The sequence below is a fragment of the Novosphingobium bradum genome (assembly GCF_042646485.1).
Lineage (GTDB): Bacteria > Pseudomonadota > Alphaproteobacteria > Sphingomonadales > Sphingomonadaceae > Novosphingobium > Novosphingobium bradum.
Map to the genome: position 1 here is coordinate 314,676 of NZ_JBHRTQ010000010.1, position 23,072 is coordinate 337,747.

20 protein-coding genes are annotated in these 23,072 nt (G+C 69.0%); 10 read left to right on the forward strand and 10 right to left on the reverse strand.

Annotation, left to right across the window (positions count from 1 at the left end):
- Positions 1 to 9: 9 nt before the first annotated feature.
- Together ACFOD9_RS12865 and ACFOD9_RS12870 are read left to right on the forward strand one after the other, a co-directional pair.
- A complete protein-coding gene (locus ACFOD9_RS12865; protein ID WP_379510516.1) occupies positions 10 to 3,210 on the forward strand; it encodes an efflux RND transporter permease subunit in 3,201 nt (1,066 codons plus the stop codon).
- Between the two features lie 44 nt (positions 3,211 to 3,254).
- Positions 3,255 to 4,463 (forward strand): DUF445 domain-containing protein, encoded by a 1,209-nt coding sequence (locus tag ACFOD9_RS12870; RefSeq protein WP_379510517.1) that lies wholly within the window; start codon positions 3,255 to 3,257, stop codon positions 4,461 to 4,463.
- Positions 4,464 to 4,472: 9 nt separating this feature from the next.
- On the opposite strand, the gene ACFOD9_RS12875 is transcribed toward ACFOD9_RS12870, so the two are convergent.
- From ACFOD9_RS12875 to sucC, 4 genes are all read right to left on the reverse strand, one after another.
- Positions 4,473 to 5,360 carry a hypothetical protein gene (locus tag ACFOD9_RS12875; protein WP_379510518.1) on the reverse strand — a complete coding sequence of 296 codons (888 nt, stop codon included), beginning with the start codon at positions 5,358 to 5,360 and terminating at the stop codon, positions 4,473 to 4,475.
- Positions 5,361 to 5,514: 154 nt separating this feature from the next.
- A complete protein-coding gene (locus ACFOD9_RS12880; RefSeq protein ID WP_379510519.1) occupies positions 5,515 to 6,447 on the reverse strand; it encodes an electron transfer flavoprotein subunit alpha/FixB family protein in 933 nt (310 codons plus the stop codon).
- Positions 6,447 to 7,199 (reverse strand): electron transfer flavoprotein subunit beta/FixA family protein, encoded by a 753-nt coding sequence (locus ACFOD9_RS12885; protein ID WP_379510520.1) that lies wholly within the window; start codon positions 7,197 to 7,199, stop codon positions 6,447 to 6,449. Before ACFOD9_RS12885 ends, ACFOD9_RS12880 begins: the two co-directional genes overlap by 1 nt.
- A gap of 227 nt (positions 7,200 to 7,426) precedes the next feature.
- Positions 7,427 to 8,626: an ADP-forming succinate--CoA ligase subunit beta gene (gene sucC, locus ACFOD9_RS12890; RefSeq protein WP_379510521.1), complete on the reverse strand. Its 1,200-nt coding sequence runs from the start codon at positions 8,624 to 8,626 to the stop codon at positions 7,427 to 7,429.
- 198 nt (positions 8,627 to 8,824) lie between these two features.
- On the opposite strand from sucC, the gene ACFOD9_RS12895 reads away from it, so the two are divergent.
- Complete coding sequence (locus ACFOD9_RS12895; RefSeq protein WP_379510522.1) at positions 8,825 to 9,610, forward strand: 3'(2'),5'-bisphosphate nucleotidase CysQ; 786 nt, start codon at positions 8,825 to 8,827, stop codon at positions 9,608 to 9,610.
- 52 nt (positions 9,611 to 9,662) lie between these two features.
- On the opposite strand, the gene ACFOD9_RS12900 is transcribed toward ACFOD9_RS12895, so the two are convergent.
- Positions 9,663 to 10,166, reverse strand: coding sequence for a glycine zipper domain-containing protein (locus ACFOD9_RS12900; RefSeq protein ID WP_379510523.1), 504 nt, complete (start codon positions 10,164 to 10,166; stop codon positions 9,663 to 9,665).
- A 154-nt stretch (positions 10,167 to 10,320) separates the two neighbouring features.
- On the opposite strand from ACFOD9_RS12900, the gene ACFOD9_RS12905 reads away from it, so the two are divergent.
- A complete protein-coding gene (locus tag ACFOD9_RS12905; RefSeq protein ID WP_379510524.1) occupies positions 10,321 to 11,628 on the forward strand; it encodes a hemolysin family protein in 1,308 nt (435 codons plus the stop codon).
- Positions 11,629 to 11,640: 12 nt separating this feature from the next.
- Here the strand turns inward: ACFOD9_RS12905 and ACFOD9_RS12910 are convergent, their stop codons facing one another.
- The 3 genes from ACFOD9_RS12910 to ACFOD9_RS12920 are packed head-to-tail and all read right to left on the reverse strand — an operon-like array spanning position 11,641 to position 14,332.
- The gene (locus tag ACFOD9_RS12910; protein WP_379510525.1) at positions 11,641 to 12,621 is read right to left on the reverse strand and encodes an LLM class flavin-dependent oxidoreductase; all 981 of its coding nucleotides are present in this window, start codon (positions 12,619 to 12,621) and stop codon (positions 11,641 to 11,643) included.
- On the reverse strand, positions 12,618 to 13,532 hold the full coding sequence (locus tag ACFOD9_RS12915; RefSeq protein WP_379510526.1) for a hypothetical protein: 915 nt from the start codon (positions 13,530 to 13,532) through the stop codon (positions 12,618 to 12,620). The genes ACFOD9_RS12910 and ACFOD9_RS12915 overlap by 4 nt, the downstream gene beginning before the upstream one ends.
- Positions 13,533 to 13,540: 8 nt before the next feature.
- Positions 13,541 to 14,332 (reverse strand): alpha/beta hydrolase, encoded by a 792-nt coding sequence (locus ACFOD9_RS12920; RefSeq protein ID WP_379510527.1) that lies wholly within the window; start codon positions 14,330 to 14,332, stop codon positions 13,541 to 13,543.
- Positions 14,333 to 14,418: 86 nt separating this feature from the next.
- Between ACFOD9_RS12920 and thrS the strand changes: the two genes are divergently transcribed.
- Both thrS and ACFOD9_RS12930 read left to right on the forward strand, forming a co-directional pair.
- Positions 14,419 to 16,413 carry a threonine--tRNA ligase gene (gene thrS / locus ACFOD9_RS12925; protein WP_379510528.1) on the forward strand — a complete coding sequence of 665 codons (1,995 nt, stop codon included), beginning with the start codon at positions 14,419 to 14,421 and terminating at the stop codon, positions 16,411 to 16,413.
- Between the two features lies 1 nt (position 16,414).
- Entirely contained in the window at positions 16,415 to 16,747 is a 333-nt protein-coding gene (locus ACFOD9_RS12930) for a TfoX/Sxy family protein (RefSeq protein ID WP_379510529.1), read from the forward strand.
- Between the two features lie 18 nt (positions 16,748 to 16,765).
- On the opposite strand, the gene ACFOD9_RS12935 is transcribed toward ACFOD9_RS12930, so the two are convergent.
- Entirely contained in the window at positions 16,766 to 16,894 is a 129-nt protein-coding gene (locus ACFOD9_RS12935) for a hypothetical protein (RefSeq protein WP_379510530.1), read from the reverse strand.
- 55 nt (positions 16,895 to 16,949) lie between these two features.
- Positions 16,950 to 17,942: an agmatine deiminase family protein gene (locus tag ACFOD9_RS12940; protein ID WP_379510531.1), complete on the reverse strand. Its 993-nt coding sequence runs from the start codon at positions 17,940 to 17,942 to the stop codon at positions 16,950 to 16,952.
- A 108-nt stretch (positions 17,943 to 18,050) separates the two neighbouring features.
- Between ACFOD9_RS12940 and ACFOD9_RS12945 the strand changes: the two genes are divergently transcribed.
- The 4 genes from ACFOD9_RS12945 (at position 18,051) to ACFOD9_RS12960 (ending at position 22,980) form a co-directional block, all read left to right on the forward strand.
- On the forward strand, positions 18,051 to 20,795 hold the full coding sequence (locus tag ACFOD9_RS12945; RefSeq protein WP_379510532.1) for a bifunctional [glutamine synthetase] adenylyltransferase/[glutamine synthetase]-adenylyl-L-tyrosine phosphorylase: 2,745 nt from the start codon (positions 18,051 to 18,053) through the stop codon (positions 20,793 to 20,795).
- 1 nt (position 20,796) lies between these two features.
- The gene (locus ACFOD9_RS12950) at positions 20,797 to 21,267 is read left to right on the forward strand and encodes a peroxiredoxin (protein ID WP_379510533.1); all 471 of its coding nucleotides are present in this window, start codon (positions 20,797 to 20,799) and stop codon (positions 21,265 to 21,267) included.
- The gene (locus ACFOD9_RS12955) at positions 21,264 to 22,082 is read left to right on the forward strand and encodes a ferritin-like domain-containing protein (RefSeq protein ID WP_379510534.1); all 819 of its coding nucleotides are present in this window, start codon (positions 21,264 to 21,266) and stop codon (positions 22,080 to 22,082) included. Before ACFOD9_RS12950 ends, ACFOD9_RS12955 begins: the two co-directional genes overlap by 4 nt.
- A 148-nt stretch (positions 22,083 to 22,230) precedes the next feature.
- Positions 22,231 to 22,980, forward strand: a complete 750-nt coding sequence (locus ACFOD9_RS12960; RefSeq protein WP_379510535.1) for a M23 family metallopeptidase — start codon at positions 22,231 to 22,233, stop codon at positions 22,978 to 22,980.
- Positions 22,981 to 23,072: the final 92 nt, after the last annotated feature.

Genomic DNA, 23,072 nt, shown 5'->3' on the forward strand with positions numbered 1-23,072 from the left:
CTGGCCTGGATGAACTTCCGCAACATCTCCGCCTGGTCGATCCGCAATCCGGTCGTCCCGATCGTGCTGTTCGCCGGCCTCCTGCTGGCGGGGGTCATCAGCTTCACGCGGATGGAGGTGCAGCAGCAGCCCGACGTGGAGTTCCCGGTGGTCATCGTCAGCGTGGTCCAGCCGGGCGCCGCGCCGACCGAGATCGAGACCCAGATCACCCAGCGCATCGAATCGGCGGTGCGCTCGATCACCGGGGTCAATTCGATCAGCTCGACCGCGAGCGAAGGCTCTAGCATGACCCTGATCGAGTTCCAGATCGGGGCGAACATCAACGAAGCGGTCAACGAGGTGAAGAACGCGGTCGACCAGGCCCGCGGCGACCTGCCCGATGGCATTCTCGAACCCAACGTGTTCAAGGCCCAGACCTCGTCCGATCCGATCGGCTACTTCGCGGTTTCGGCTCAGGACATGACGATCGAGCAATTGTCGTGGTTCATCGACGATACCGTGTCGAAGCGCCTGCTGGCCATTCCCGGCATGGCCACCGTCACCCGCAGCGGCGGGGTCAGCCGCGAGATCCTCGTCACGCTCGATCCGGCGCGGATGCAGGCGGCCGGGATCACCGCCGGCCAGGTCAACCAGGCCCTGCGCCAGGCCAACACCAATGCCGCCGGCGGGCGCGCCGAGATCGCCGGTTCGCGCCAGTCGGTGCGGGTGCTGGGCAATGCCGCCGATGCCTATGCCCTGTCGCAGACGCTGGTGCCGCTGGGGGGCGGGCGCTCGGTCAAGCTGGCCGACATTGCCTCGGTCAGCGACAGCCACGGCGAGGTGACCACGCTGGCCAAGCTCAATGACCGCGCGGTCATCACCTTCGGCATCACCCGCGCGCGGGGCGCCTCGGACGTCACCGTCTATGACGGCACGATCAAGGCTCTTGCCCAGATCGCCGCCGAGAACCCGGGGGTGCGCTTCACCCCGCTGATGACCAGCACCAACTATACCAAGAAGCAGTACGAAAGCTCGATGTCGTCGATGGTGGAAGGCGCGATCCTGGCGGTGATCGTGGTGTTCTTCTTCCTGCGCGACTGGCGGGCCACGATCATCGCGGCGCTGGCCATCCCACTTTCAGCCATTCCCACCTTCTGGTTCATGAACCTGCTCGGCTTCACCCTCAACCAGCTGTCGCTGCTGGCGCTGGGGCTGGTGGCGGGGGTGCTGGTCGACGATGCGATCGTCGAGATCGAGAACATCGTGCGCCATATGCGGATGGGCAAGACCGCCTGGCAGGCCTCGATCGACGCTGCCGACGAGATCGGGCTGGCGGTGGTCGCCACCACCTTCTCGATCGTCGCGGTGTTCCTGCCGGTGGGCCTGATGCCGGGCCTGTCGGGGCAGTTCTTCAAGAACTTCGGGCTCACCGTGGTCGCCTCGGTGCTGATGAGCCTGGCCGTCGCGCGGATGATCACGCCGATGGTCGCGGCCTATTTCCTCAAGGCGCACGGCACCGAGGACCATGCCGGCGGGCGCTGGATGGATCGCTACCTCAAGGTGCTCCACTGGTCGCTCGATACCGGCAAGGCCGTGGCCCTGCGCGCGGCGCGGCGCGATGCGGACGGCAAGTTGGCCTGGCGCGACCGGATCGCGGCGCGGCTGGTCGATCACCGGGTGTGGATGATCGGGGTGGCGGCGGGCGCCCTGGTGCTGACCGGGGTGCTGTTCCGCGTGGTGCCAACCCAGTTCATGCCCGATTTCAACAGCGATTTCGTCCAGGTGAAGGTCGAGATGGTGCCCGGGACGACCCTGGCCCAGACCGACGCGGTGTCCCATCAGGTCGCCGCGATCCTCAAGGCCCATCCGGAAACCGAGATGGTGCTGGAGCAGACCCAGGAAGGCGGCGCCCGCATCTTCGCCGGCCTGCGGATCGACCGGAAGATCAGCAGCGCTCAGTATTCCCGCGAGCTGACCCCGAAGCTCCAGGACATCCCCGATGCGCGCATCACCTTTCAGGCGCTGAGCCGCGGCAGCGTGGGCGGCAGCGGCCGGCCGGTCTCGATCATGCTGGCCGGGTCTGATCCGGCCCTGCTCGAACGGACCGCGGGGGCGTTGGTCGAACAGATGAAGGGCCTGCCCCAGGTCGTCGCCCCGCGCGTCAGCGCCGACCTGCGGCGGCCCGAGGTGGAGATCCGCCCGCGGCTTGATCTCGCGGCCAGCCTTGGCGTCTCCACCCAGGCGCTCAGCCAGGCGATCCGCATCGCCACGATCGGCGAGATCGACCAGAACACGGCCAAGTTCTCGCTCTCCGATCGGCAGGTGCCGATCCGCGTGCGGATGCCCGAGGGGGCGCGGCGCGACCTGGCCAATATCGCCAACCTGCCGGTGCCCACCGCCGCTGGCGGCACCGTGCCGCTTTCGCGGGTGGCCGAGATCGGGTTCGGTTCGGGGCCGACCAGCGTCCAGCGCTACAACCAGCAGCGCCGCGTGTTCATCGGCGCCGATCTCGCCGCCGGCGTGGTCCAGGGCCAGGCCATGGCGGCGATCAATGCCCTGCCGATCATGAAGAACCTGCCCAAGGGGGTATCCAACAAGCCCTTCGGCGAAGACCAGTGGCAGGCCGAGATGCTCACCAACGTGATCAACGCGGTGGCGGCCGGGGTCATCCTCGTGTTCTCGGTGCTGGTGCTGCTTTACCACCGCTTCGTTTCGCCGCTGGTGAACATGGGCTCGCTGTTCCTCGCGCCGTTCGGTGGCCTGCTGGCCCTGGCCTTCCTTGGCCGGCCGATCTCGATGCCGGTGCTGATCGGGGTTCTGATGCTGTTCGGCATCGTCGCCAAGAACTCGATCCTGCTGATCGACTTCGCGATCGAGGAGATGGCGCTGGGGCGCAGCAAGTTCGAGGCGGTGATCGAGGCCGGGCACAAGCGGGCCGTGCCGATCGTGATGACCACCGTGGCGATGACCGCGGGCATGGTTCCCACCGCCGTCTCGATTTCGGGCGATTCGGCCTGGCGTGCGCCGATGGGCATTGTGGTGATTGGCGGGCTGCTCATGTCGACCGTGCTGACCCTGCTGATCGTGCCGGCGGCCTTCAGCCTGGCCGACGGCGTGGAGAAGCGCCTTGGCCCGGCCCTGCGCCGCAAGTTCCTGACCTATGAACCGCACCACTGGCGGGACGAGGGGATGCGTGGTCCGCCGGCGGGCGAAGCGTACCCGGCGGAGTGAGGCGCGGGCGGCTGACCCCTCCCGCGGCTGACCGCGCCCGGCGGATGCGCCTTGTCGCCACGGTGCTGCTGGCCGCCATGGCCGCCCTGTTCCTGCTGGCCCATGCGGTGCGGGGAACGCATCCCTTCTGGGGCTGGGTGCTGGCCTTCGCCGAGGCGGCAATGGTCGGCGGGCTGGCCGACTGGTTTGCCGTGACCGCGCTGTTCCGCCGCCCGCTGGGCCTGCCAATCCCGCACACCGCGATCATTCCCGAGAACAAGGATCGCATCGCCGATACCATGGCGGGCTTCCTCCAGGACAACTTCCTCACCCCCGAGGTCGTTGCCCGGCGGATGCGGGGGATGAACCTCGCCGCCGCCGCAGGCGCCTGGCTGGCCGATCCCACGCTGGGTCGGGGCGAGCGCCTGCGGTCGGGCCTGGGCGAACTGGTGGCCCAGGTGCTCGAATCGCTCGATCCCGACAGGCTTGGCGGGCAGGTGCGCGGCGGACTGGTGCGCCAGTTCGACAAGCTGGACATTGCGCCGCTGCTGGGCGGCGCACTGGCCGCGGCCATTGCCGACCGGCGGCACATGGTCGTGGTCGACAGTCTGGTGCGCTGGGCCGGGCTGACGCTGGAGGCCAACGAAGACCTCGTGCGCGAGCTGATCCACCGCCGCGCCAATGCGATCCTGCGCTGGACCGGGCTGGACGAGCGCCTGGCCAATTCGGTGATCGACGGGCTCTACAAGCTGCTCGCCGAAGTGATCGTGGAGCCTGGCCATCCCCTGCGCGCCAAGATCGACGAAGGCCTCTCCAGCCTCGCCTGGAACCTGGCCCACGACGCCGAGACGCAAGCCAAGGTCGCGCGGATCAAGCGCGAGCTGCTGGCCAACCCGGCGCTGGCCGAATGGTGGCAGGGGGTATGGGAGCGCCTGCGAACCGGTCTGATCGCCCGCCTGCGCGATCCCGAGGGCGGTCTGAACGCCTCCTTGCGCGAAAGCCTGGGCGATCTTGGCCGCACCTTGCAGGACGATCCCGCCTTGCAGGTCCAGATCAACCGTCTGGCCCGCCGCATGGCCGTGGGCCTGGCCACGCGCCATGGCAGCCAGATCGTCCGGCTGGTGTCGGAAACGGTCAAGCGCTGGGACGCCACCACGGTCACCCGCCGGATCGAGGGCGCGGTGGGCCGCGACCTCCAGTTTATCCGCATCAACGGCACGCTGGTCGGCGGCCTGTTCGGCCTGGCGATCCACGCGGTGGAGGTATGGCTTTAGGCCGGCGGCTCAGGGAATGACCCAGAGCACCCGGTTCACGTAGTAGGAGGCAACCGCCTTGCCGGCGGGCGTGCGGGCCGGTTCGAACTGTGCCCGCTTTTTCAGCAGCTCGCAGGTGGTTTTCGCGAAGGCGTCGTCGCTGGCGATCGAGGACTGGATCGCGCAGGCGGTGGTCTGTCCGGTGGCATCGACCGCGAGGCGGAAGGAGATGATCGCCTGCTGTCCGCTGGCCAGCGGCCCCCACGGGTAGTCGCCCGCGCGCACCCAGGTGCCCGGATTGGTCCGGGGGCGGGGATGCGTGGCGAGGCTGGCCTGCTCGGTGGGATCCAGCCCCCATTCCTTCACCAGGTCGCTCGTGCACTGGCGCATGGCGGCCATCGGCGGCCCCATCGAGCCGAGCGCGAGGACGATGGCGCGCCCCGGAATCCGCAAGGTCAGGGTAGTTGCCGCAGCCTCGGTTTCGGGCGACACGTGTAGGCGGGCTTCCACCTCGCCATAGGGATCCTGGTGGGCCAGCGCCTTCACACCGGGAGACAGGGGATCGAGGTTGTCGAGCCGGCCGGTGAGAAACAAGGCCGGCGTCTGCTTGCCGCTGGTCGATCCGGTCATGGCCGGGCGCCGCACGAAAGCCCCGGTTTCGCCGAAGCGCAACTGCACCGGGGCGTGATCGACGGTGCCGGCCAGGGGCTTTCCGGTCAGGATCAGGCTGAAGTGGTCGCTCGGCTCGTAGCGGATGAACTGGGCGACGATCTGGCCGTCGCCCTCGCCGAAGGCGCGGACCAGGCGGCAACTGTCGGCGGCATAGTCCAGCCACCACTTGGTAACCGGCGTGAGCGGCGCGGTGCCGGCGGCGGCCGTACCGGGCGCGGCGAGGGCCATGGCCACGAAGGCGCTCAACAAATCACGGTATTTCAAGGCAAACTCCCCCCTGTCGCCCCGCCTGCTTATGCGGCGGGCGGGCGGGAAGGGCAACCGGATCGGTCACGTCCAACGAAAAAGACCCCGCTTGCGCGGGGTCTTTTCCTCTATCGTTGGGCGGGGCCGGAAAGCTTCAGAGCTTGCCGGTCAGCTCCGGCACCAGGTTGAACAGGTCGCCCACCAGGCCGATATCGGCGACCTGGAAGATCGGGGCGTCCTCGTCCTTGTTGATGGCGATGATGGTCTTGGAGTCCTTCATGCCGGCAAGGTGCTGGATCGCGCCGGAGATGCCGACCGCGATGTAGATTTCGGGGGCGACGATCTTGCCGGTCTGGCCGACCTGGTAGTCGTTCGGCACGTAGCCCGCGTCGACCGCGGCGCGGCTGGCGCCGACGCCAGCGCCGAGCTTGTCGGCCAGCGGGAAGATGACCTGCTGGAAGGTGTCCGCGTCCTTGAGGGCGCGGCCGCCCGAGACGATGATCTTGGCGCTGGTCAGCTCAGGCCGCTCGCTCTTGGCGATTTCGGCGCCGACGAAGCTCGAGAGGCCGGCATCGCCGGTGCCCGCGGCTGCTTCGATCGGGGCCGAACCGCCGGTGGCGGCCGCCTTGGCGAAGGCGGTGCCGCGCACGGTGATCACCAGCTTGGCATCGCTCGATTCGACCGTGGCGATGGCGTTGCCGGCATAGATCGGCCGGGTGAAGGTCTTGGGGCCTTCGACCGAGAGGATGTCGGACACCTGCGCCACGTCGAGCAGCGCGGCGACGCGCGGCGCGATGTTCTTGGCATTGCTGGTGGCCGGCGCGACGAAGGCATCGTAGCCGGCCATCAGGCCCGCGATCAGCGGGGCGACGTTTTCGGCCAGCGCGTTGGCATAGGCGGCATCGTCGGCCTTGAGCACCTTGGCGACGCCGGTGATCTGTGCGGCGGCGGCAGCGGCGCCATCGCAGGCGGAACCGGCGACGAGGGCGGTCACTTCACCGAGCTGGGCGGCGGCGGTAACGGCGGCGAGGGTCGCATCCTTGACGGAGGCGTTGTCGTGTTCGACCCAGAGGAGAACGTTCGGCATCAGGCGACTCCCAGTTCCTTGAGCTTGGCAACCAGCGCGTCGACGTCGGCAACCTTGATGCCGGCCACGCGGACCGGCGGTTCGGAGACCTTGAGGGTCTTGAGCCGGGCGGCGATGTCCACGCCGTAATCGGCCGGGGTCTTGGTCGCCAGCGGCTTCGACTTGGCCTTCATGATGTTGGGCAGCGAGGCATAGCGCGGCTCGTTCAGGCGCAGGTCGGTGGTGACGATCGCCGGCAGCTTGAGGCTGACCGTTTCGAGGCCGCCATCGACTTCGCGGGTGACCGCGACGCTGTCGCCGGACACTTCGACCTTGGAGGCGAAGGTGCCCTGGGGGCGGCCGGTGAGGGCGGCGAGCATCTGGCCGACCTGGTTCGAATCGTCGTCGATCGCCTGCTTGCCGGCGATGACCAGGCCCGGCTGTTCCTCGTCGACGATGGCCTTGAGGATCTTGGCGACGGCCAGCGGTTCAACCTCGACGCCATCGTCCACCTGGACGAGGATCGCGCGGTCGGCGCCCATGGCAAGCGCGGTACGCAGGGTTTCCTGGGCCTTGGCCGGCCCGACGGACACGGCGACCAGCTCGGTTGCGACGCCCTTTTCCTTGAGGCGGATACCCTCTTCGACGGCGATTTCGTCGAACGGGTTCATGCTCATCTTGACGTTGGCGAGATCAACACCCGTTCCGTCCGCCTTGACGCGCGGCTTCACGTTGTAGTCGATCACCCGCTTGACGGGGACGATAATCTTCATCGTGGACTGCCCTTCATGCGTGACCGGCGGCTCTCCACCTCGCTTGCCCGCTGTCAGGCGGATTCGCTTTTAGCCGATCGATTAATATGGCCAGCCGCCCATTGCGCCCCGCGCGCGGAACGTCAAGTCCCCCTTGGGGCACGCCGATGTTGCAGATGCGAAAAAGGGGTCCCGGACTGGCCGGAACCCCTTTTGCACGGATGGGGCCGACGAATCGGCCCGCCTGATCAGGCGGCCTTCTTGACCTCGGCAACGATCTTGGCGGCGGCATCGCCCAGGTTGTCGGCCGAGACGATCGGCAGGCCCGACTTGGCCATCAGTTCCTTGCCCAGTTCGACGTTGGTGCCTTCAAGGCGCACGACCAGCGGCACCGAGAGGTTCACTTCCTTGGCCGCGGCGATGATGCCTTCGGCGATCACGTCGCACTTCATGATCCCGCCGAAGATGTTGACGAGAATGCCCTTCACCGCCGGATCGGACAGGATGATCTTGAATGCCGCGGTCACCTTCTCGGTGGTGGCGCCGCCGCCCACGTCGAGGAAGTTGGCCGGGAACATCCCGTTCAGCTTGATGATGTCCATCGTCGCCATGGCGAGGCCGGCGCCGTTGACCATGCAGCCGATGTCGCCATCGAGCTTGATATAGGCGAGGTCATACTTGGAGGCTTCGATCTCGGCCGGGTCTTCCTCGGTCTCGTCGCGCAGGGCGACAACATCGGGGTGGCGATAGAGCGCGTTGGAATCGAAGCTCATCTTGGTGTCGAGCACCAGCAGGTTGCCGTCGGCCGTTTCCACCAGCGGGTTGATTTCCAGCATCGCGCAGTCGAGCGCCACGAAGGCTTCATAGAGCTGCTTCGAGATGACCTGGGCCTGCTTGTTGAGATCGCCCTTGAGCTTGAGGGCGAAGGCGACCGCGCGGCCGTGGTGCGGCATGAAGCCCTCGGCCGGGTCGATCACGATGGTGGTGATCTTTTCCGGGGTGGAGTGGGCCACTTCCTCGATGTCCATGCCGCCCTCGGTCGAGACGATCAGGGCGACTCGGCCGGTGGCGCGATCAACCACCATCGAGAGGTAGTATTCCTTGGCGATATCAACGCCGTCGGTCACGTAGAGGCGGTTGACCTGCTTGCCGGCTTCGCCCGTCTGGATGGTGACGAGGGTGTTGCCGAGCATTTCCTTGGCGAAGGCTTCAACCTCGTCGATCGACTTGGCGAGGCGGACACCGCCCTTGGCGTCGGGGCCAAGTTCCTTGAACTTGCCCTTGCCGCGGCCGCCGGCGTGGATCTGGGCCTTGACCACATAGAGCGGCCCGGGCAGCCGCTTCGCCGCGGCGACGGCTTCTTCAACGGTCAGCGCGGGAATACCCGCCGGGATGCCGACACCGAATTTCGCGAGCAGTTCCTTGGCCTGGTATTCGTGGATGTTCATCGCGTGGGTTCTTTCCGCTGCTATGAACCCCGGAGCGGTTTTCCCCGGGGGAGAATGGCGTTAACCGATCGGTTGAATCGCCGGTTTGCGCTGGCGCATAGGCCATGAATCGGGGCTTGAAAAGGCCCGTATGACTTTGGAGGCAGATATGCCGCTCGTATTGAGAAGCATTATCAATAAATCAGAGCGACGCTCCGCGTGATCGATCGCGCGCGCCTTGAAACGATCGTCCGCGAGGCCGGGCGGATCGCGCTGGCCAGCTGGCCGGGCAATGGCCATTCGCCGCAGGTCTGGGAAAAGAGCCCGGGCAACCCGGTGTGCGAGGCCGACCTCCTGGTTGACCGCTACCTGCGCCGCGAACTCACCCAGTTGCTGCCCGCCGCCGGCTGGCTTTCCGAAGAAACCACCGATGCGCCCGAGCGGCTGGCCGGCGGGCTGATCTGGCTGGTCGATCCGATCGACGGCACGCGTGACTATATCCACGGGCGCGAGGGCTGGTGCGTTTCGGTGGCGCTGATCAGCAGTGGGCGCCCGCTGTTCGGCCTGCTCTGCGCGCCGGCGCGGGGCGAATTCTGGCATGGCGAGGCCGGGCAGGGCGCCTGGCGCAATGGCCGCCAGCTGGTGGCTTCCACCCGTCGGCAACTGCCCGGGGCGCGGGTTCCGGCCGATGTCCTGGGGGATGAGGACCATGACCTGGTCCTGGTCGACAAGCCCAATTCGATCGCGCTGAGGATCGCCATGGTCGCCGCCGGCGAGGCCGACCTGCTCGCCACCCTGCGCTGGGGCTGGGAATGGGACATCGGCGCCGCCGCGCTGATCGCCCGCGAGGCCGGGGCGGCGGTGACCGATGCCTTCGGCGAACCGCTGAACTACAACAAGCGCGATCCCCGCGCCTTCGGCGTGCTGGTCACGGCCGCGGCGATCCACGAGGCGGCCGTGGCGCGGCTCGCGGGGCGGGCGGCGGAGCTTTCGGTGCGAGGATAAGCACGCGTCGTCCCGGGTCGAGCCCGGGACGACGTTTGATCGAAAACGACGCCTACTGGCCGCTGCGCGCGCGGGCGACGTCTTCCTGGGTGACCGGCACGATCTTGATTTCTACGCGGCGGTTCTTGCGGCGGCCCTCGTCGGTGGCATTGTCGGCCACCTTGTCGAGCGTGGCGCGAAATTCCGGCTTGAGGCTGTAGGAGCCGACATCGAAGGTCACGCCTTCGGGCAGGTTGACGAGGATCGCCTGGCCATTGTCGACCGGGGTGACGTCGACGCCGCTCCCGGCGGTCTGTTCCTTCAGCTGCCTGATCTGCTTGTCGAGCGTGTAGCCATAGGCGCCGCCGGCGATGCCGCCGATGCCCGCGCCGATGATGCGGCCCGTGCCGCCGCCGATCAGGCCGCCCAGCAACATCCCGGCCAGCGCGCCGCCGCCGGCGCCCAGCGCCGTGCGCGAAACCTTCTGGTTCCCGGTGTTGGGATCGGTCACGCAGGCCGACAGGCTGAGCAGCGAAACCGCGCAGAGGCTGGAAATGATGATACGGGATTTGATCATGGCAGATGCCCTTTTCTGCAGGTCCGGTGCGACCCGGTGATCGGTTGTTCCTTGCCGGTTCTGCCCGGCGCAAGATGATCGCCACGTGAACGGCCTGCCCGCACGAGCGTTCCGGCCCTTCGCGTCTTGGCCCATATCTGCTAGCGCCATCGGCGTGACACCCTTTCCCTGGTCCGACGTCCTCATCATCGCGGGGCTGATCCTGCTCAATGGCCTGTTCTCCATGTCGGAGATGGCGATCGTCTCGGCGCGTCCGGCGCGGCTGAAAATCGCGGCCGATCGCGGCTCCACCGGCGCCCGCTGCGCGCTGGTTCTGGCGGAAAACCCCGGCAAGTTCCTCAGCACGGTGCAGATCGGGATTACCCTGATCGGGATCGTGGCCGGCGCCTATTCTGGCGCCAGCCTGGGCCATCCCACGGCCGAACGGCTGATCGGCTGGGGTCTGCCGCCCGCCCATGCCGAGGAGATCGGCTTCGCCGTGGTCATCGCGGCCACCACCTATTTCAGCCTGGTGGTGGGCGAACTGGTTCCCAAGCAGGTGGCCCTGCGCCTGGCCGAGCCCATCGCGATCTACGCCGCCGTGCCGATGCGCCTGCTCTCGCGCGTCACCGCGCCGCTGGTCTGGCTGCTGGACCATTCGTCCATCCTGCTGATGCGCCTGATCGGCCTCAAGTCGGCCTCCGAGCAGGAGGTGACCGAGGAAGAACTGCACATGATGTTCGCCGAGGCCACCCGTTCCGGCGTGCTCGAGGAGGAAGAGCGGGCGATCATGACCGGGATCATGCGCCTGGCTGACCGGCCGGTGCGCGAAGTGATGACCCCGCGCACCGTGCTCGACACGATCGACCGCCGGGCGACCGAGGCCGACGTGCGCGCCCTGCTCAAGCAATCGCCCCATTCGCTCTGGCCGGTGACCGATGGCGAGCCGGACCGGATCGTGGGCGTGGTCAAGGCCAAGGACGTGCTTTCGGTGCTGCTGGCCGGCAAGCGGCTCCAGATCGCGCGGCTGATGTCCAAGGCCGAGATCGTGCCCGACCAGCTCGATGCGATGGATGCCTTGCGGATTCTCCAGGGCGCCGACGTGGCCATGGCCATGGTCCACGACGAATATGGCCACCTGGAAGGCGTGGTCACCCCGGCCGATCTCCTCGCCGCGATCGTCGGCGATTTCGCCTCTTACCAGGACGAGGGCGCCGACCCGATGGTGGTGACCCGCGAGGATGGCTCCTTGCTGATTTCGGGCGCACTGCCGGCCGATGCCCTGGCCTCGCGGCTCGATATCGACCTGCCTGATGACCGCGACTATGCCACGGCCGCCGGCTTCGTCCTGTCGGTGATCAAGCGCCTCCCGGTCGAGGGCGAGCATTTCCACGAGCAGGACTGGCGCTTCGAGGTGGTCGACATGGACGGGCGCAAGATCGACAAGCTGCTGGTCAGCCGGGCAGAGCCAGGCGAGGGTTAGGCGCGCGGCCGATCAGGCAAGCGCATCCATCGTCAGCATCAGCGAACGATGGTGGGCCTCGGGATCGTGGACCGCGCCGGTCACGATCACCTCGTCCGCCCCGGTGCGCTCGACAAAGGCCGTGATCGCGCGGCGCACGGTCTCCGGGCTGCCGATGGCCGAGGCGGCGCGGCGGTGGTCCAGCCCGGCGAGGAGGTGCGGCGGCAGGCTTTCGCGGAAACCCGCGATCGGCGGCTTCATCTTCCCCGGCGTTCCGTTCCGCAGGGCGATGAACCCCTGTTCCTGCGACGAGGCGAGGAACCGCGCTTCCTCGTCGGTCTCGGCGCAGATCACGGTCATCCCGACCATGGCATGGGGCTTGGCCAGCCGCGCCGAGGGCTGGAAGCCTTCGCGGTAGAGCCTGAGCGCGGCATCCACCTGTTCGGGCGAGAAGTGCGAGGCGAAGGCATGGGGCAGGCCGAGCCGGGCGGCGAGCGAGGCGCCGAACAGGCTGGAGCCGAGCACCCACATCTCCACTGCCGCGCCCTGGCCCGGGGTCGCCTGCAAGGGCAGGCGCGGATCGCCGTCGAACAGCGCGGCCAGTTCGACCACGTCCTGCGGGAAGTATTGCGAGGCCTGGGCAATGTCCTTGTGGAGCATTTGCGCCACCCTTGCATCGGCGCCGGGCGCGCGGCCGAGGCCGAGGTCGATCCGCCCCGGGAACAGCGCGTCCAGTGCGCCGAACTGTTCGGCGATCACGAAGGGGTTGTGGTTGGGCAGCATGATCCCGCCCGCGCCCAGCCGGATGCGGCTGGTGGCATTGCCGACATGGGCCAGCACCACCGAAGTCGCCGCGCCGGCGATGCCGGGCATCCCGTGATGCTCGGCCACCCAGTAGCGCCGGTAGCCGGCCTCCTCGGCCACCCTGGCCACGCGCGGGGCTTCGGCCAGTGCCTGGCCCAGGCTCCAGCCCTCGCGCACCGAGACGAGGTCGAGGACGGAAAGCGGGATCACCGCCCGCCGCCAGTCGGACTGGCCGTCTGGGGACTGCCTGCCGGCGCCGGGCCAAGCTGGGCGAGGTAGCCCCTGGCGGTTTCGGCCTCCGGGCTTTCCGGCGCGGCGGCGATCACCGATTGCCACGATTTGCGCGCGGCCGCCTCGTGCCCGGAAAACACCGCGATCACCCCGGCCTCCAGCCCGATCGCCGGATCGATCGGGCGCAGTTCGGCGGCGCGCAGGATCTGCTCCTGCGCGCCGGCGAGCTGGCCCTGCCGGCGCGAGAGGGTGGCCGAAAGCAGCCAGGCCTCGGCATTGCCGGGGCTGGCGCTGCGGGCTTCGGCAAGCGCCGCGCCGGCCTCGTCCAGCCGCTTCAGGCCAACCAGCGCCCGCGCCCGGTCGAGCGCGATATCGGTGGCGAGGGCCGGATCGGCGAGGGCGGCGGCATCGCTCCTGGCGCCGTCGAGCGCGGCCAGCGCCTGGTCGGCGGCGCCGCTCGCCAGCGCGGCATTGCCGGCCATGGCGCCCAGCCGCGCGCGCAGGAGCCGGTCGGCCCCAGCGGCATCGCGGCCCGCGAGGAAGGCTTTCGCCGCCTCGGTCCAATCGCCCAGCCGGCTTTGCGCGAGGCCAAGGCACAGGTTCGCCTCGGCCGCTTCGCCGGCGCCTTTCGCGCCGCTGGTGAGCCAGGCCTGGGCGAGATCGACCGCCGCATCGGCGTCCTCGTCCACCTCGGCCAGGCAGGCCTTGCCGCGGCTCGTGCCGGCGGCGGGCGGGCTTGCCTGTGCGGCAGCGGGCGCGGGGGGCTGCACGGTCCATGTTGGCCGCCGCTGCACGCCCTGTTCGACCGGGGTGCTGCGCGCCGCGCCGGGCGTGGTGGAGAAGGGGCCGACCTGGGCGAGGAGCGGCAGAAGCGCGAGCAGGACCGACATGATGGCTCCTATGCGGCCGGGATGGCCGGCGGGGCGAGGGACTGGGCGAAGGACTGGGCAAGGGCGGCGAACAGGCGCTCGACCGTGTCCACCAGCAGGGCAATGTCCGTCTCGCGGCTGAGGCGGTGATCGCCGTCCTTGATCAGCGTGACCTGCACGTCGGCTGAACGCAGCGCCTCGGCCAGCCGCAGGGAAATGGCCCAGGGCACGTCGGGATCGGCCTGGCCGTGGAGCAGGCGCACCGGGCAATCGAGCGCGATTGGCCTGCCGAGCAGCCGTTGGCCCTGCCCGTCGGCCCAGAAGCCGGGGTGGGTCGGCGTGGGCTCGGGGCCATAGGGATTGGCTTCGTAAAGCACCTCGCCGGTGGCGAGCAGCGCCTGCTGGGCATCATCGAAGCCCCATTCGGTGAAATCGGGGGCCGGGGCCACGCCGACCAGTCCGGCGACCTGCGCCGGGATTGCCAGGGCGACCAGCAGCATCAGCCAGCCGCCCATCGAACTGCCGCACAGGACCAGCTCCCGCCCCGGGCACAGGGCCGCGACCAGCGCCAGAATCTCATCGCGCCAGCGCGCAAGGGTGCCTTGCGCGAAGTCTCCGCCCGAGAGGCCGCAGCCGGAATAATCCAGCAGCAGCGCGGCGCGGCCCATTTCGCGCGCGCGGTCGAACAGGGCGCAGGCCTTGCTGCCGGCCATGTCGGACTTGTAGCCGGGGAGAAAGACCAGCACCGGGCCGGTCCCTTGCGCGAAGCGATAGGCCAGGCGCGGGCCGCCGGGCAGGTCGTGAAAGGCAATATCGGTCATGGCCGCGTTCATCCGCGCCCGGGGCCGCCTTGGCAAGAGCGCGGCCCTGTGGACGCGCCCGGTCGCCGCCGCTATGGGCGTGGCCCATGTCCGAGATGCTCAAGATCAGCCTGCCCGATGGTTCCACGCGCGAAATGCCCGCGGGCTCCACTCCCGCCGATGTCGCCGCCGTAATCGGGCCGGGCTTGGCCAAGGCCGCGCTGGCGGCCCGGGTGAACGGCGAACTGGTTGATCTGTCACGCCCGTTCACCGGCGATTGCACCCTGGCCCTGGTCACCAGCCGCGATGAGGCCGAGGCGCTCGATCTGGCCCGGCATGACTATGCCCACGTGCTGGCCGAAGCGGTCCAGGCGCTGTTTCCGGGCACGCAGATCACCTTCGGCCCCTCCACGGACGATGGCTTCTATTATGACTTCGCGCCCAGCGATCGCCCCTTCACGGACGAGGACCTGCCGGCCATCGAGGCCGAGATGCGCCGCATCATTGCCGCCAACAAGCCGCTGCGCCGCGAGGTGTGGAGCCGCGAACAACTGATCAGCCGGTGGAAGCAGCAGGGCGAGAGCTTCAAGGCCGAATGGGCCGCCGAACTTCCCGGCGACGATGATCTGACCGTCTATTGGAGCGGCGACGACTGGCTCGATATGTGCCGCGGGCCGCACCTGCCCAGCACCGGCAAGCTCGCGCCCGATGGCTTCAAGCTGACCCGCGTTTCGGGCGCCTATTGGCGCGGCGACCAGAAGAACGCGATGCTCAGCCGCATCTATGGCACCGGCTGGCTCAACAAGAAGCAGCTCGATGCCCACCTGACCCGGCTGGAGGAAGCGGCCAAGCGCGATCACCGCAAGCTGGGCCAGGAGATGGACCTGTTCCACCTCCAGCAGGAGGCGCATGGTTCGGTGTTCTGGCACCCCAACGGCTTCAAGATCTGGCGCGAGCTGGAGGCCTATATGCGCCGCGCGATCGATGGCGCGGGCTACCGCGAGGTCAAGACCCCGCAGGTGATGGATGCGCGCCAGTGGGAGCAAAGTGGTCACTGGGGCAAGTACCGCGAGAATATGTTCGTCATCCCCGACGAGGTGCCGAACGTCGATGACGAAGGCCCGGTGATCTCCGGCGAGGCCGACTGGATGGCCCTCAAGCCGATGAACTGCCCGGCCCACGTGCTGATCTTCCGCCAGGGGATCAAGAGCTATCGCGACCTGCCCTTGCGGATCTACGAGAACGGTTGCTGCCACCGCAACGAGCCGCACGGCGCGCTGCACGGGCTGATGCGGGTGCGCCAGTTTACCCAGGACGATGCCCACATCTTCTGCCGCGAAGACCAGATCGTGGCCGAAGTGCGCGCTTTCTGCGAGCTGGCCGACCGGGTCTATCGCCATTTCGGCTTCACCTATTCGATCAAGCTCGCGCTGCGCCCGGATAAGCGGTTCGGCTCGGACGCCGATTGGGACCAGGCCGAGACCGAACTCAGGAACGCGGTGGCCGAGGCCGGCCTCGCCACGCCGGAATACGGCTGGGAGGAACTGCCGGGCGAAGGTGCGTTCTATGCGCCAAAGCTGGAATGGCACCTGACCGACGCGATCGGGCGGACCTGGCAGGTCGGCACGATCCAGTCGGACCGGGTCCTGCCCGAGCGGCTCGATGCCGGCTACATCGCCGAGGATGGCGAGAAGCACCGCCCGGTCATGCTGCACCGCGCGATCTTCGGCTCCTACGAGCGCTTCATCGGCATCCTGATCGAGCATTTCGCCGGCAAGCTGCCGGTCTGGCTGGCGCCGGTGCAGGCGGTGGTGGCGACCATCGTTTCGGACGCCGACGGCTATGCGGGCGAAGTTGCAACGGCGCTGCAAGCAGCCGGCATCCGGGTTGAAACCGACCTCAGGAACGAGAAGATCAACTACAAGGTGCGCGAGCATTCGCTTGCCAAGGTTCCGCACCTGCTGGTGGTCGGCAAGCGCGAGGCCGAGGAGGGCACGGTGGCCATCCGCACCCTGGGCGAGGAGCGCCAGCGGTTCATGCCGCTGGCCGAGGCGATCGCCATGCTGAAGGACGAGGCGACGGCGCCGGACCTGCGCGGCTGACATGGCCACCGACCCGCGCACGGCAGAGTTCCTTGGCGAACAGCTGGCCGCGCTCGGCGGCCTGTCCATCGCCAAGATGTTTGGCGAATATGGCGTCTGGCTGGACGGCAAGACCGTTGCCCTGATCTGCGGGGATCAGCTGTTCGTCAAACCGACCGAGCCGGGGCGCGCGTTCATCGGCGAAGTGGTGGAAGCGCCGCCCTATCGCGGGGCCAAGCCCAGCCTGCTGATCGACGATGGGCGCTGGGACGAGGCGGAATGGCTTTGCGACCTGTTGCAGATCACCGCGGATGCCCTGCCGGCACGCAGGCCAAAGCGGCGTAAATCCGTTTGATCCGCTTTGCCGGCCGGATCAGAAAGCCGGCAGCGCGCGTTCCGCGAGGATCAGCGCCAGGGCGCAACCGATGACAATCGCCATCCGCAGCCAGTCGGCGGGGATGGCGCGAATCGGGGCGGCGGCGAGGGTGAGCGCATGGGCCATGAAGCCAGTCTGCGCCTGAAATTGCTACCGCGGGGTTAACGGCCGGCCCGCGCTGTCAGCCCAAGGCCCGCGGCATCTGCTGGCTGGCGCAGTGGAACGAGCCGCCGCCCATCAGCACGGCATCGGCCATCAGCCCGATGGTGCCGCGATCGGGGAACAGTTCGGCGATGGCGGCGACGCCGTCGGCATCGTGGATCGTGCCATAGGTGGGGACGACGACGAGCTGCGTGGTGACGGCGAAGTTCATGTAGGAGGCCGGCTCCACCCGGTCCCCGCTGGTGACGAGGCCGGGCGAGGGGACTTCGACGACCTTGACGCCGAAGGCTTCGGCGCGGGCCTTGGCATCGGCATAGATCGCGGCATTGGGATCGTCCGGCCCGGTGGCGCGGGGCAGGGCGAGGGTGTTCGGGGCGACGAAGCGGGCGAGATTGTCGACATGGCCGTCGGTGTGATCGTTGATCAGCCCCTCGCCCAGCCACAGCACCCGGTCGAAGCCGAGATCGGCGGCGAGGCGGGCCTCGATGTCGGCCTGCGACAGGTGGGGGTTGCGGTTGGGGTTGAGCAGGCATTGCTCGGTGGTGGCGACAAGGCCGGTGCCATCGCAATCAAGCGCGCCGCCTTCGAGGATCCAGTCCGCCGGCGTCATGGCCAGCCCGGCATCGCGGGCGAGATCGGCGCCGATGGTCTGGTCGCCGTCCATCAGGTATTTCTCGCCCCAGCCGTTGAAGGCGAAGCGGCGCGCCGCGCGGGCGCCATGCGGGCCGCACAGCACCAGCGGCCCGGTATCGCGCAGCCACACGTCGCCATAGACCCGTTCGACCAGCTCGACCCCGGCGCCGACCAGGCTGGCCGCCCGCGCCCGGTTGGCCGCATCGCGCACGACCAGCTTCACCGCCTGCCCGCTTTCGGCCACCGCGCTGGCGAAGGCGGCGATCTGTTCCTGGGCCTGGAGCAGGAAGCCCGGCCATTCCTCGGCATTGTGGGGGAAGCCGATCCAGATCCAGTCCTGGGGGTGCCATTCGGGCGGCATATGCAAGGCGGTGCTCATGGCCCGGCTCCTGCCAGCCGGGAAGGGGCGGGGCAAGCCGCGCAATTTGATCGCACCGCTTGATCGCCCCGGCTCAACCGGGCATCGCCGGGGATGGAGGAGACCGGAGTGCCGCACGTTTCATCGTCCACGCCCGACTGGACCGGCGCGCTGGATCGCGCCCGTGCCCATGCGCCGTTCCTGGCCGGGTTGATCGACCGCCAGCCGGAACTGGTTGCCCTGCTGGCCGACGGTGACGGCGAGGGGGCCATGGCCCATGCCCGCGCGGCGGGCGCGGACGCGCCCACGGTTGGCGCGGCCCTGCGGCGCGAGCGGCGCGCCCTGGCCCTGGCCTTGGCCGTGGGTGACCTGGCCGGCGCCTTCCCGCTGGCCAGGGTGATGGGTGAGCTTTCCGCCTTTGCCGACCGCGCGCTCGATACCGCCATCGCCGAGGCCATCCGCGAGCGGGTGCCCGACGAGGCGCCGGCCGGGTTCCTTGCCCTCGCCTTGGGCAAGCATGGCGCGCAGGAGCTGAACTACTCCTCCGACATCGATCCGATCCTGCTCTACGATCCCGCGCTGCTGCCCCACATCGCGCGCGACGAGCCGGGCGAGGCGGCGGCGCGTTATGCCCGGCGGGTGATCCAGCTGCTCTCGCACATCGACGAGGAGGGCTATGTCTTCCGGGTTGACCTGCGCCTGCGCCCGGCCTCGGAAGTTTCGCCCCCGGCGCTCTCGATCGATGCCGCGCTGACCCATTATGAAAGCTCGGCGCTGGCCTGGGAGCGTGCGGCCTTCATCCGCGCCCGCGCCTGTTCGGGTGACGTGGCGGCGGGCGAGGGGTTCCTGGCCGCGATCCGGCCGTTCGTGTGGCGCAAGAGCCTGGATTTCGGCGCGATCGCCGAGATCGGGCGGCTGACCGCGCGCATCCGCCAGGCCAAGGAAGGGCCAAATGGCATCGGGGCGCGCCCGGGGCCGGGCTTCAACCTCAAGTCGGGCCGGGGCGGCATCCGCGAGGTGGAATTCCATGCCCAGACCCACCAGTTGATCCACGGCGGCCGCCACCCGGGCCTGCGCCAGCGCGGCACCCGCGCCGCGCTGGATGCCCTGGCCGGGGCGGGGATCATCGATCCGGCCGATGCCAGGGTGCTGGGCGACAGCTATGACCGCCTGCGGACCCTGGAGCACCGCCTGCAGATGGTGCTCGACCAGCAGACCCACGCCCTGCCCAGCGATCCCGCCGCGATCGACAATGTCGCCCGGCTGGAAGGGCTGGCCGATGGCGCGGCGCTGGTGGCCGAGCTGGAGGCGATCACCGAGGCGGTGGGCACGCGCTACGATGCGCTGATCGCGGCCCATGGCAGCCCATCGGGCACGGCGGTGGCGGTTCCCGAACAGGGCCAGCCGCGCGCCCTGGCCGACGAACTGGCCCACCTGGGCTTTGCCGAAGCCGAGCAACTGGCCGAGCGGATCGAGGCCTGGCGCGGCGGCGGGATCCGCGCGTTGCGTTCCGATGCGGCGCGCCTTGCGCTGGATGCGATCCAGCCGCAATTGCTGGCCGCGCTTGCCCGCTCGCCCGAACCGACCCGCGCCTTCAACCGCTGGGACGAATTGCTGGCCCGGTTGCCCAGCGCGCTCAACCTGTTCCACCTGCTGGAGGCGCGCCCGGCCCTGCTGGAGCTGCTGGCCAAGGTGCTGGGCCTGGCCCCGCCGCTGGCCGATGCCCTGGCCCGGCGGGCCGACCTGCTCGACCCGCTGATCGATGCCTCGGCCTTCGACCTGCCGCCCGATGCCGCCGCGCTGGCCGCCGAATTCGCCGATGGCGAAGCGGACGACGACTATGAGCGCCTGCTCGACCGGGTGCGCCGCAAGGTTTCGGAGCGGCGCTTCACCCTGGGGGTCCAGCTGATCGAGGGGACGACCGATCCACTCGCCGTGGCCGCGGCCAATTCGCGCATCGCCGAGGCCGCCCTGCAGGTGCTGACCGAGGCGACCACGCGCGAGTTCGAGGCGGTTCATGGCCGGGTTCCGGGGGGCGAACTGGTGGTGCTGGGCCTGGGCCGGCTGGGCGGGGGCGCACTGACCCATGCCTCCGACCTTGACCTCGTTTACCTGTTCACCGGCGGGCACGAGACCGAATCGGACGGGCGCCGGCCGCTGGGCGCGACGCTCTACTTCAACCGGCTGGCCCAGCGGATCACCGCCGCGCTTTCGGTGCCCACCGCCGAGGGCGCGCTCTACGAGGTGGATACCCGGCTGCGGCCCTCGGGCACCCAGGGGCCGCTGGCGGTGAGCCTCGACAGTTTCGCCCGCTATCAGCGCGAGCAGGCCTGGACCTGGGAACACATGGCCCTGTGCCGGGCGCGGCCGTTGTGCGGCCCGGCCGAGGGGCAGGCCGCGCTGGCCGCGATCATGGCCGAGGTGCTGCGCGCGCCGCGCGATTCGGCCCGGTTGAAGGCCGAAGTGCTGGAAATGCGCGCGCGCATGGCCGAGCACAAGCCCGGCAAGGGCGCGCTCGATGCCAAGCTGAAGCGCGGCGGGCTGGTCGACCTGGAGTTCATCGTCCATTTCCGCCAGCTCGAAACCGGGGAGGGGCTTGCTCCCGATCTGGGCACAGCGATCGACGCGCTGGCGGCCAAAGGCCTGCTGCCGGCCGACCTGCGCCGCGCGCACGATCGGCTCTCCCGCCTGCTCGTTGCCGCCCGCCTGCTTGCCCCCGATGGCGAGGAGCCGCCGCCGGGGCCGCGCTCAGCGCTTGCGGCGGCCTGCGGATATGCCAATTGGGACAGCGTGACCGCCGGATTCGCGGCTGGCAGGGCGGTTGTCGCCCATGCCTGGCGCGAGGTCTTTGGCGAAGAGCTGGAGCTTGATTGAGATGAGCGCACTGCACCTGGGCGAAAGCCTGCCCGATATCGCCCTGGCCCTGCCCGATGGCAGCGCCGTGCGCCCGTCCGATTTTGCCGGGCGCAAGCTGGTGCTGTTCTTCTATCCCAAGGACGATACCCCCGGCTGCACCACGGAAAACCTCGATTTCACGGCCCTGGCCGATGAATTTGCCAAGGCCGGGACCGCCCTGCTGGGCATTTCCAAGGACAGCGCCGAGCGGCACCGCAAATTTGCCGCCAAGCACGCCCTGACCGTGCCGCTGGCGACCGATGCGGCGGAAGGCGGCCTGTCGGACGCGCTTGGCGTGTGGACCGAGAAGGTGAATTACGGGCGCACCTACATGGGCATGGTCCGCACCACGGTGCTGGTCGATGCCGCGGGCAAGGTGGCCCGGGTGTGGAGCAAGGTGAAGGTCAAGGGCCACGCCGCCGAGGTCCTGGAGGCCGCGAAGGCGCTTTGACCGGCGGCGAACCGACTGTTGGCGCGGCGATCCGCGCGGCCCTGCTGACCGCCGATCCCCAGGCCAAGGCCATGGCCGCGCGCAAGGTGGCGCGTGACTGGCGGCTGGGGCGGCTGGCCTTCGCCTTTGGCGAGGCCATGCCCGAGCGCCCGGCCCGTCCGCCGGCGCCCGAATTGCTGCCGCCAAGCCGGATGCCCCGGCGCGGGCGCGGTCAATCGGAGCGGGGGCGGATCGCCCTGTGGCACGCGCTGGGACATATCGAGTTCGTGGCGATCGACCTCGCGCTCGATATCGCCGGGCGCTTCGGCGCGGAAATGGGCCGGGGTTTCGTGACCGATTTCCTTGGCGTGGCGGCCGACGAGGCGATGCATTTCGGCCTGATCGACCGGCACTTGCGGGCGATGGGCAGCCACTATGGCGCCCTGCCCGCCCATGACGGACTGTGGGAGGCGGCGCACGACACCCGCCACGACGTGGCTGCGCGGCTGGCCGTGGTGCCGATGGTGCTGGAGGCGCGCGGGCTTGATGTTACCCCGGCCACGCTGGACCGGGTGCGGGCGGGCGGAGACGAGCGCGGCGCGCGCATCCTCGAACGAATCCTTGACGATGAAATCCGCCACGTTCGGTTCGGCGCAACCCATTTCGATTCTTGCGCCCAGTTGCGCCAGGTCAATGCGGCCGACCTGTGGAAAAGCTTGGTTTCGCGCCACTTCCGCGGGGCCATTAAGCCACCGTTCAACGACTCGGCGCGCCTCGCTGCCGGTTTGTCGCGCGATCTCTATGGTGAGGTTGCCATGCCCCAGGGGGCCGGGTAGCCCCCACTCACCGAGACGGCGGGGGGTTCCGACCATCTCAGAAACGCTAAGGTTGGGCAGGTCCGCAATGGTTCGCTCGGCTGGATAGACAGGGGTCGCACGGCCCGTCTGCCCCAGGCAGGCGTGCCGCAAGACAAGGTGCTGCTGAGTGGTCGTATTTTCCATCGTGTCGAAGTTCCGGGCCTTGGCGGGCATTGCCGCCGGCCTCGCTTCGCTCGTCACCGCGAACCCCGCTTTCGCCAATGCCAGCGCGAATGCCGATATCCTCGCTCCGCTGCGCGCCGCCCAGGCTGCCAAGCACCAGTCGGGTGATGAGGAATTTCGCCAGCTGTTCTCCTCCTGGCAGTCGATGGACAAGCCGGCCGCCCGCCAGAACCTGGTGGCGATCGCCCGTCCGAACACGGCCGCCGGCGCCGCCATCCCGGGCTTCGCCCCGCAGAAGGTTGCCATTCCCTCGCTCGTGCCGGTTGATGGCGTGAAGCTGACCAGCGATTTCGGGATGCGCTGGCATCCGGTTCTCGGTGGCCGCCGCGCCCACAAGGGCGTCGATCTCGCCGCCCCGATCGGCACCCCGATCCACGCCGCCGCAGACGGCATGGTTGGTCGGGCCGACTGGTTCTCGGGCTATGGCCTCTATGTCGCGATCGAGCACGGTGGCCAGATCGAAACCCGCTACGGCCATATGTCGCGTCTGAATGTCGCCGCTGGTCAGATGGTCCACAAGGGCGACATCATCGGCTACGTCGGCACCACCGGCCGCTCCACCGGGCCGCACCTGCACTATGAAGTGCGCGTCGCCGGCGAGGCGGTGAACCCGATGCCCTACCTCCAGTCGGGCCAGATCCAGCGCGCCGCGCCCTCCACCGCCCTGGCGATGGGTTCGGGCGAAGGCGAATAAGCACCAGTTTCAGGGGGCTTTCGAGGGCTTACCTAGCCGGACTGCGCGGCAAGACGCAGACGGCGTGACGCATCTGGAGAGGGTGCATCGGA

Bases quoted from the DNA above. Each gene is read 5' to 3' on its own strand.
- thrS (WP_379510528.1), top strand. From the start codon at position 14,419: ATGTCCGAGATGCTCAAGATCAGCCTGCCCGATGGTTCCACGCGCGAA.
- ACFOD9_RS12935 (WP_379510530.1), bottom strand. From the start codon at position 16,894: ATGGCCCATGCGCTCACCCTCGCCGCCGCCCCGATTCGCGCCATCCCC.
- ACFOD9_RS12920 (WP_379510527.1), bottom strand. From the start codon at position 14,332: ATGACCGATATTGCCTTTCACGACCTGCCCGGCGGCCCGCGCCTGGCC.
- sucC (WP_379510521.1), bottom strand. From the start codon at position 8,626: ATGAACATCCACGAATACCAGGCCAAGGAACTGCTCGCGAAATTCGGT.
- ACFOD9_RS12900 (WP_379510523.1), bottom strand. From the start codon at position 10,166: ATGATCAAATCCCGTATCATCATTTCCAGCCTCTGCGCGGTTTCGCTG.
- ACFOD9_RS12885 (WP_379510520.1), bottom strand. From the start codon at position 7,199: ATGAAGATTATCGTCCCCGTCAAGCGGGTGATCGACTACAACGTGAAG.
- ACFOD9_RS12940 (WP_379510531.1), bottom strand. From the start codon at position 17,942: ATGAGCACCGCCTTGCATATGCCGCCCGAATGGCACCCCCAGGACTGG.
- ACFOD9_RS12865 (WP_379510516.1), top strand. From the start codon at position 10: ATGAACTTCCGCAACATCTCCGCCTGGTCGATCCGCAATCCGGTCGTC.
- ACFOD9_RS12915 (WP_379510526.1), bottom strand. From the start codon at position 13,532: ATGTCGGTCCTGCTCGCGCTTCTGCCGCTCCTCGCCCAGGTCGGCCCC.
- ACFOD9_RS12930 (WP_379510529.1), top strand. From the start codon at position 16,415: ATGGCCACCGACCCGCGCACGGCAGAGTTCCTTGGCGAACAGCTGGCC.
- ACFOD9_RS12870 (WP_379510517.1), top strand. From the start codon at position 3,255: ATGCGCCTTGTCGCCACGGTGCTGCTGGCCGCCATGGCCGCCCTGTTC.
- ACFOD9_RS12880 (WP_379510519.1), bottom strand. From the start codon at position 6,447: ATGCCGAACGTTCTCCTCTGGGTCGAACACGACAACGCCTCCGTCAAG.
- ACFOD9_RS12950 (WP_379510533.1), top strand. From the start codon at position 20,797: ATGAGCGCACTGCACCTGGGCGAAAGCCTGCCCGATATCGCCCTGGCC.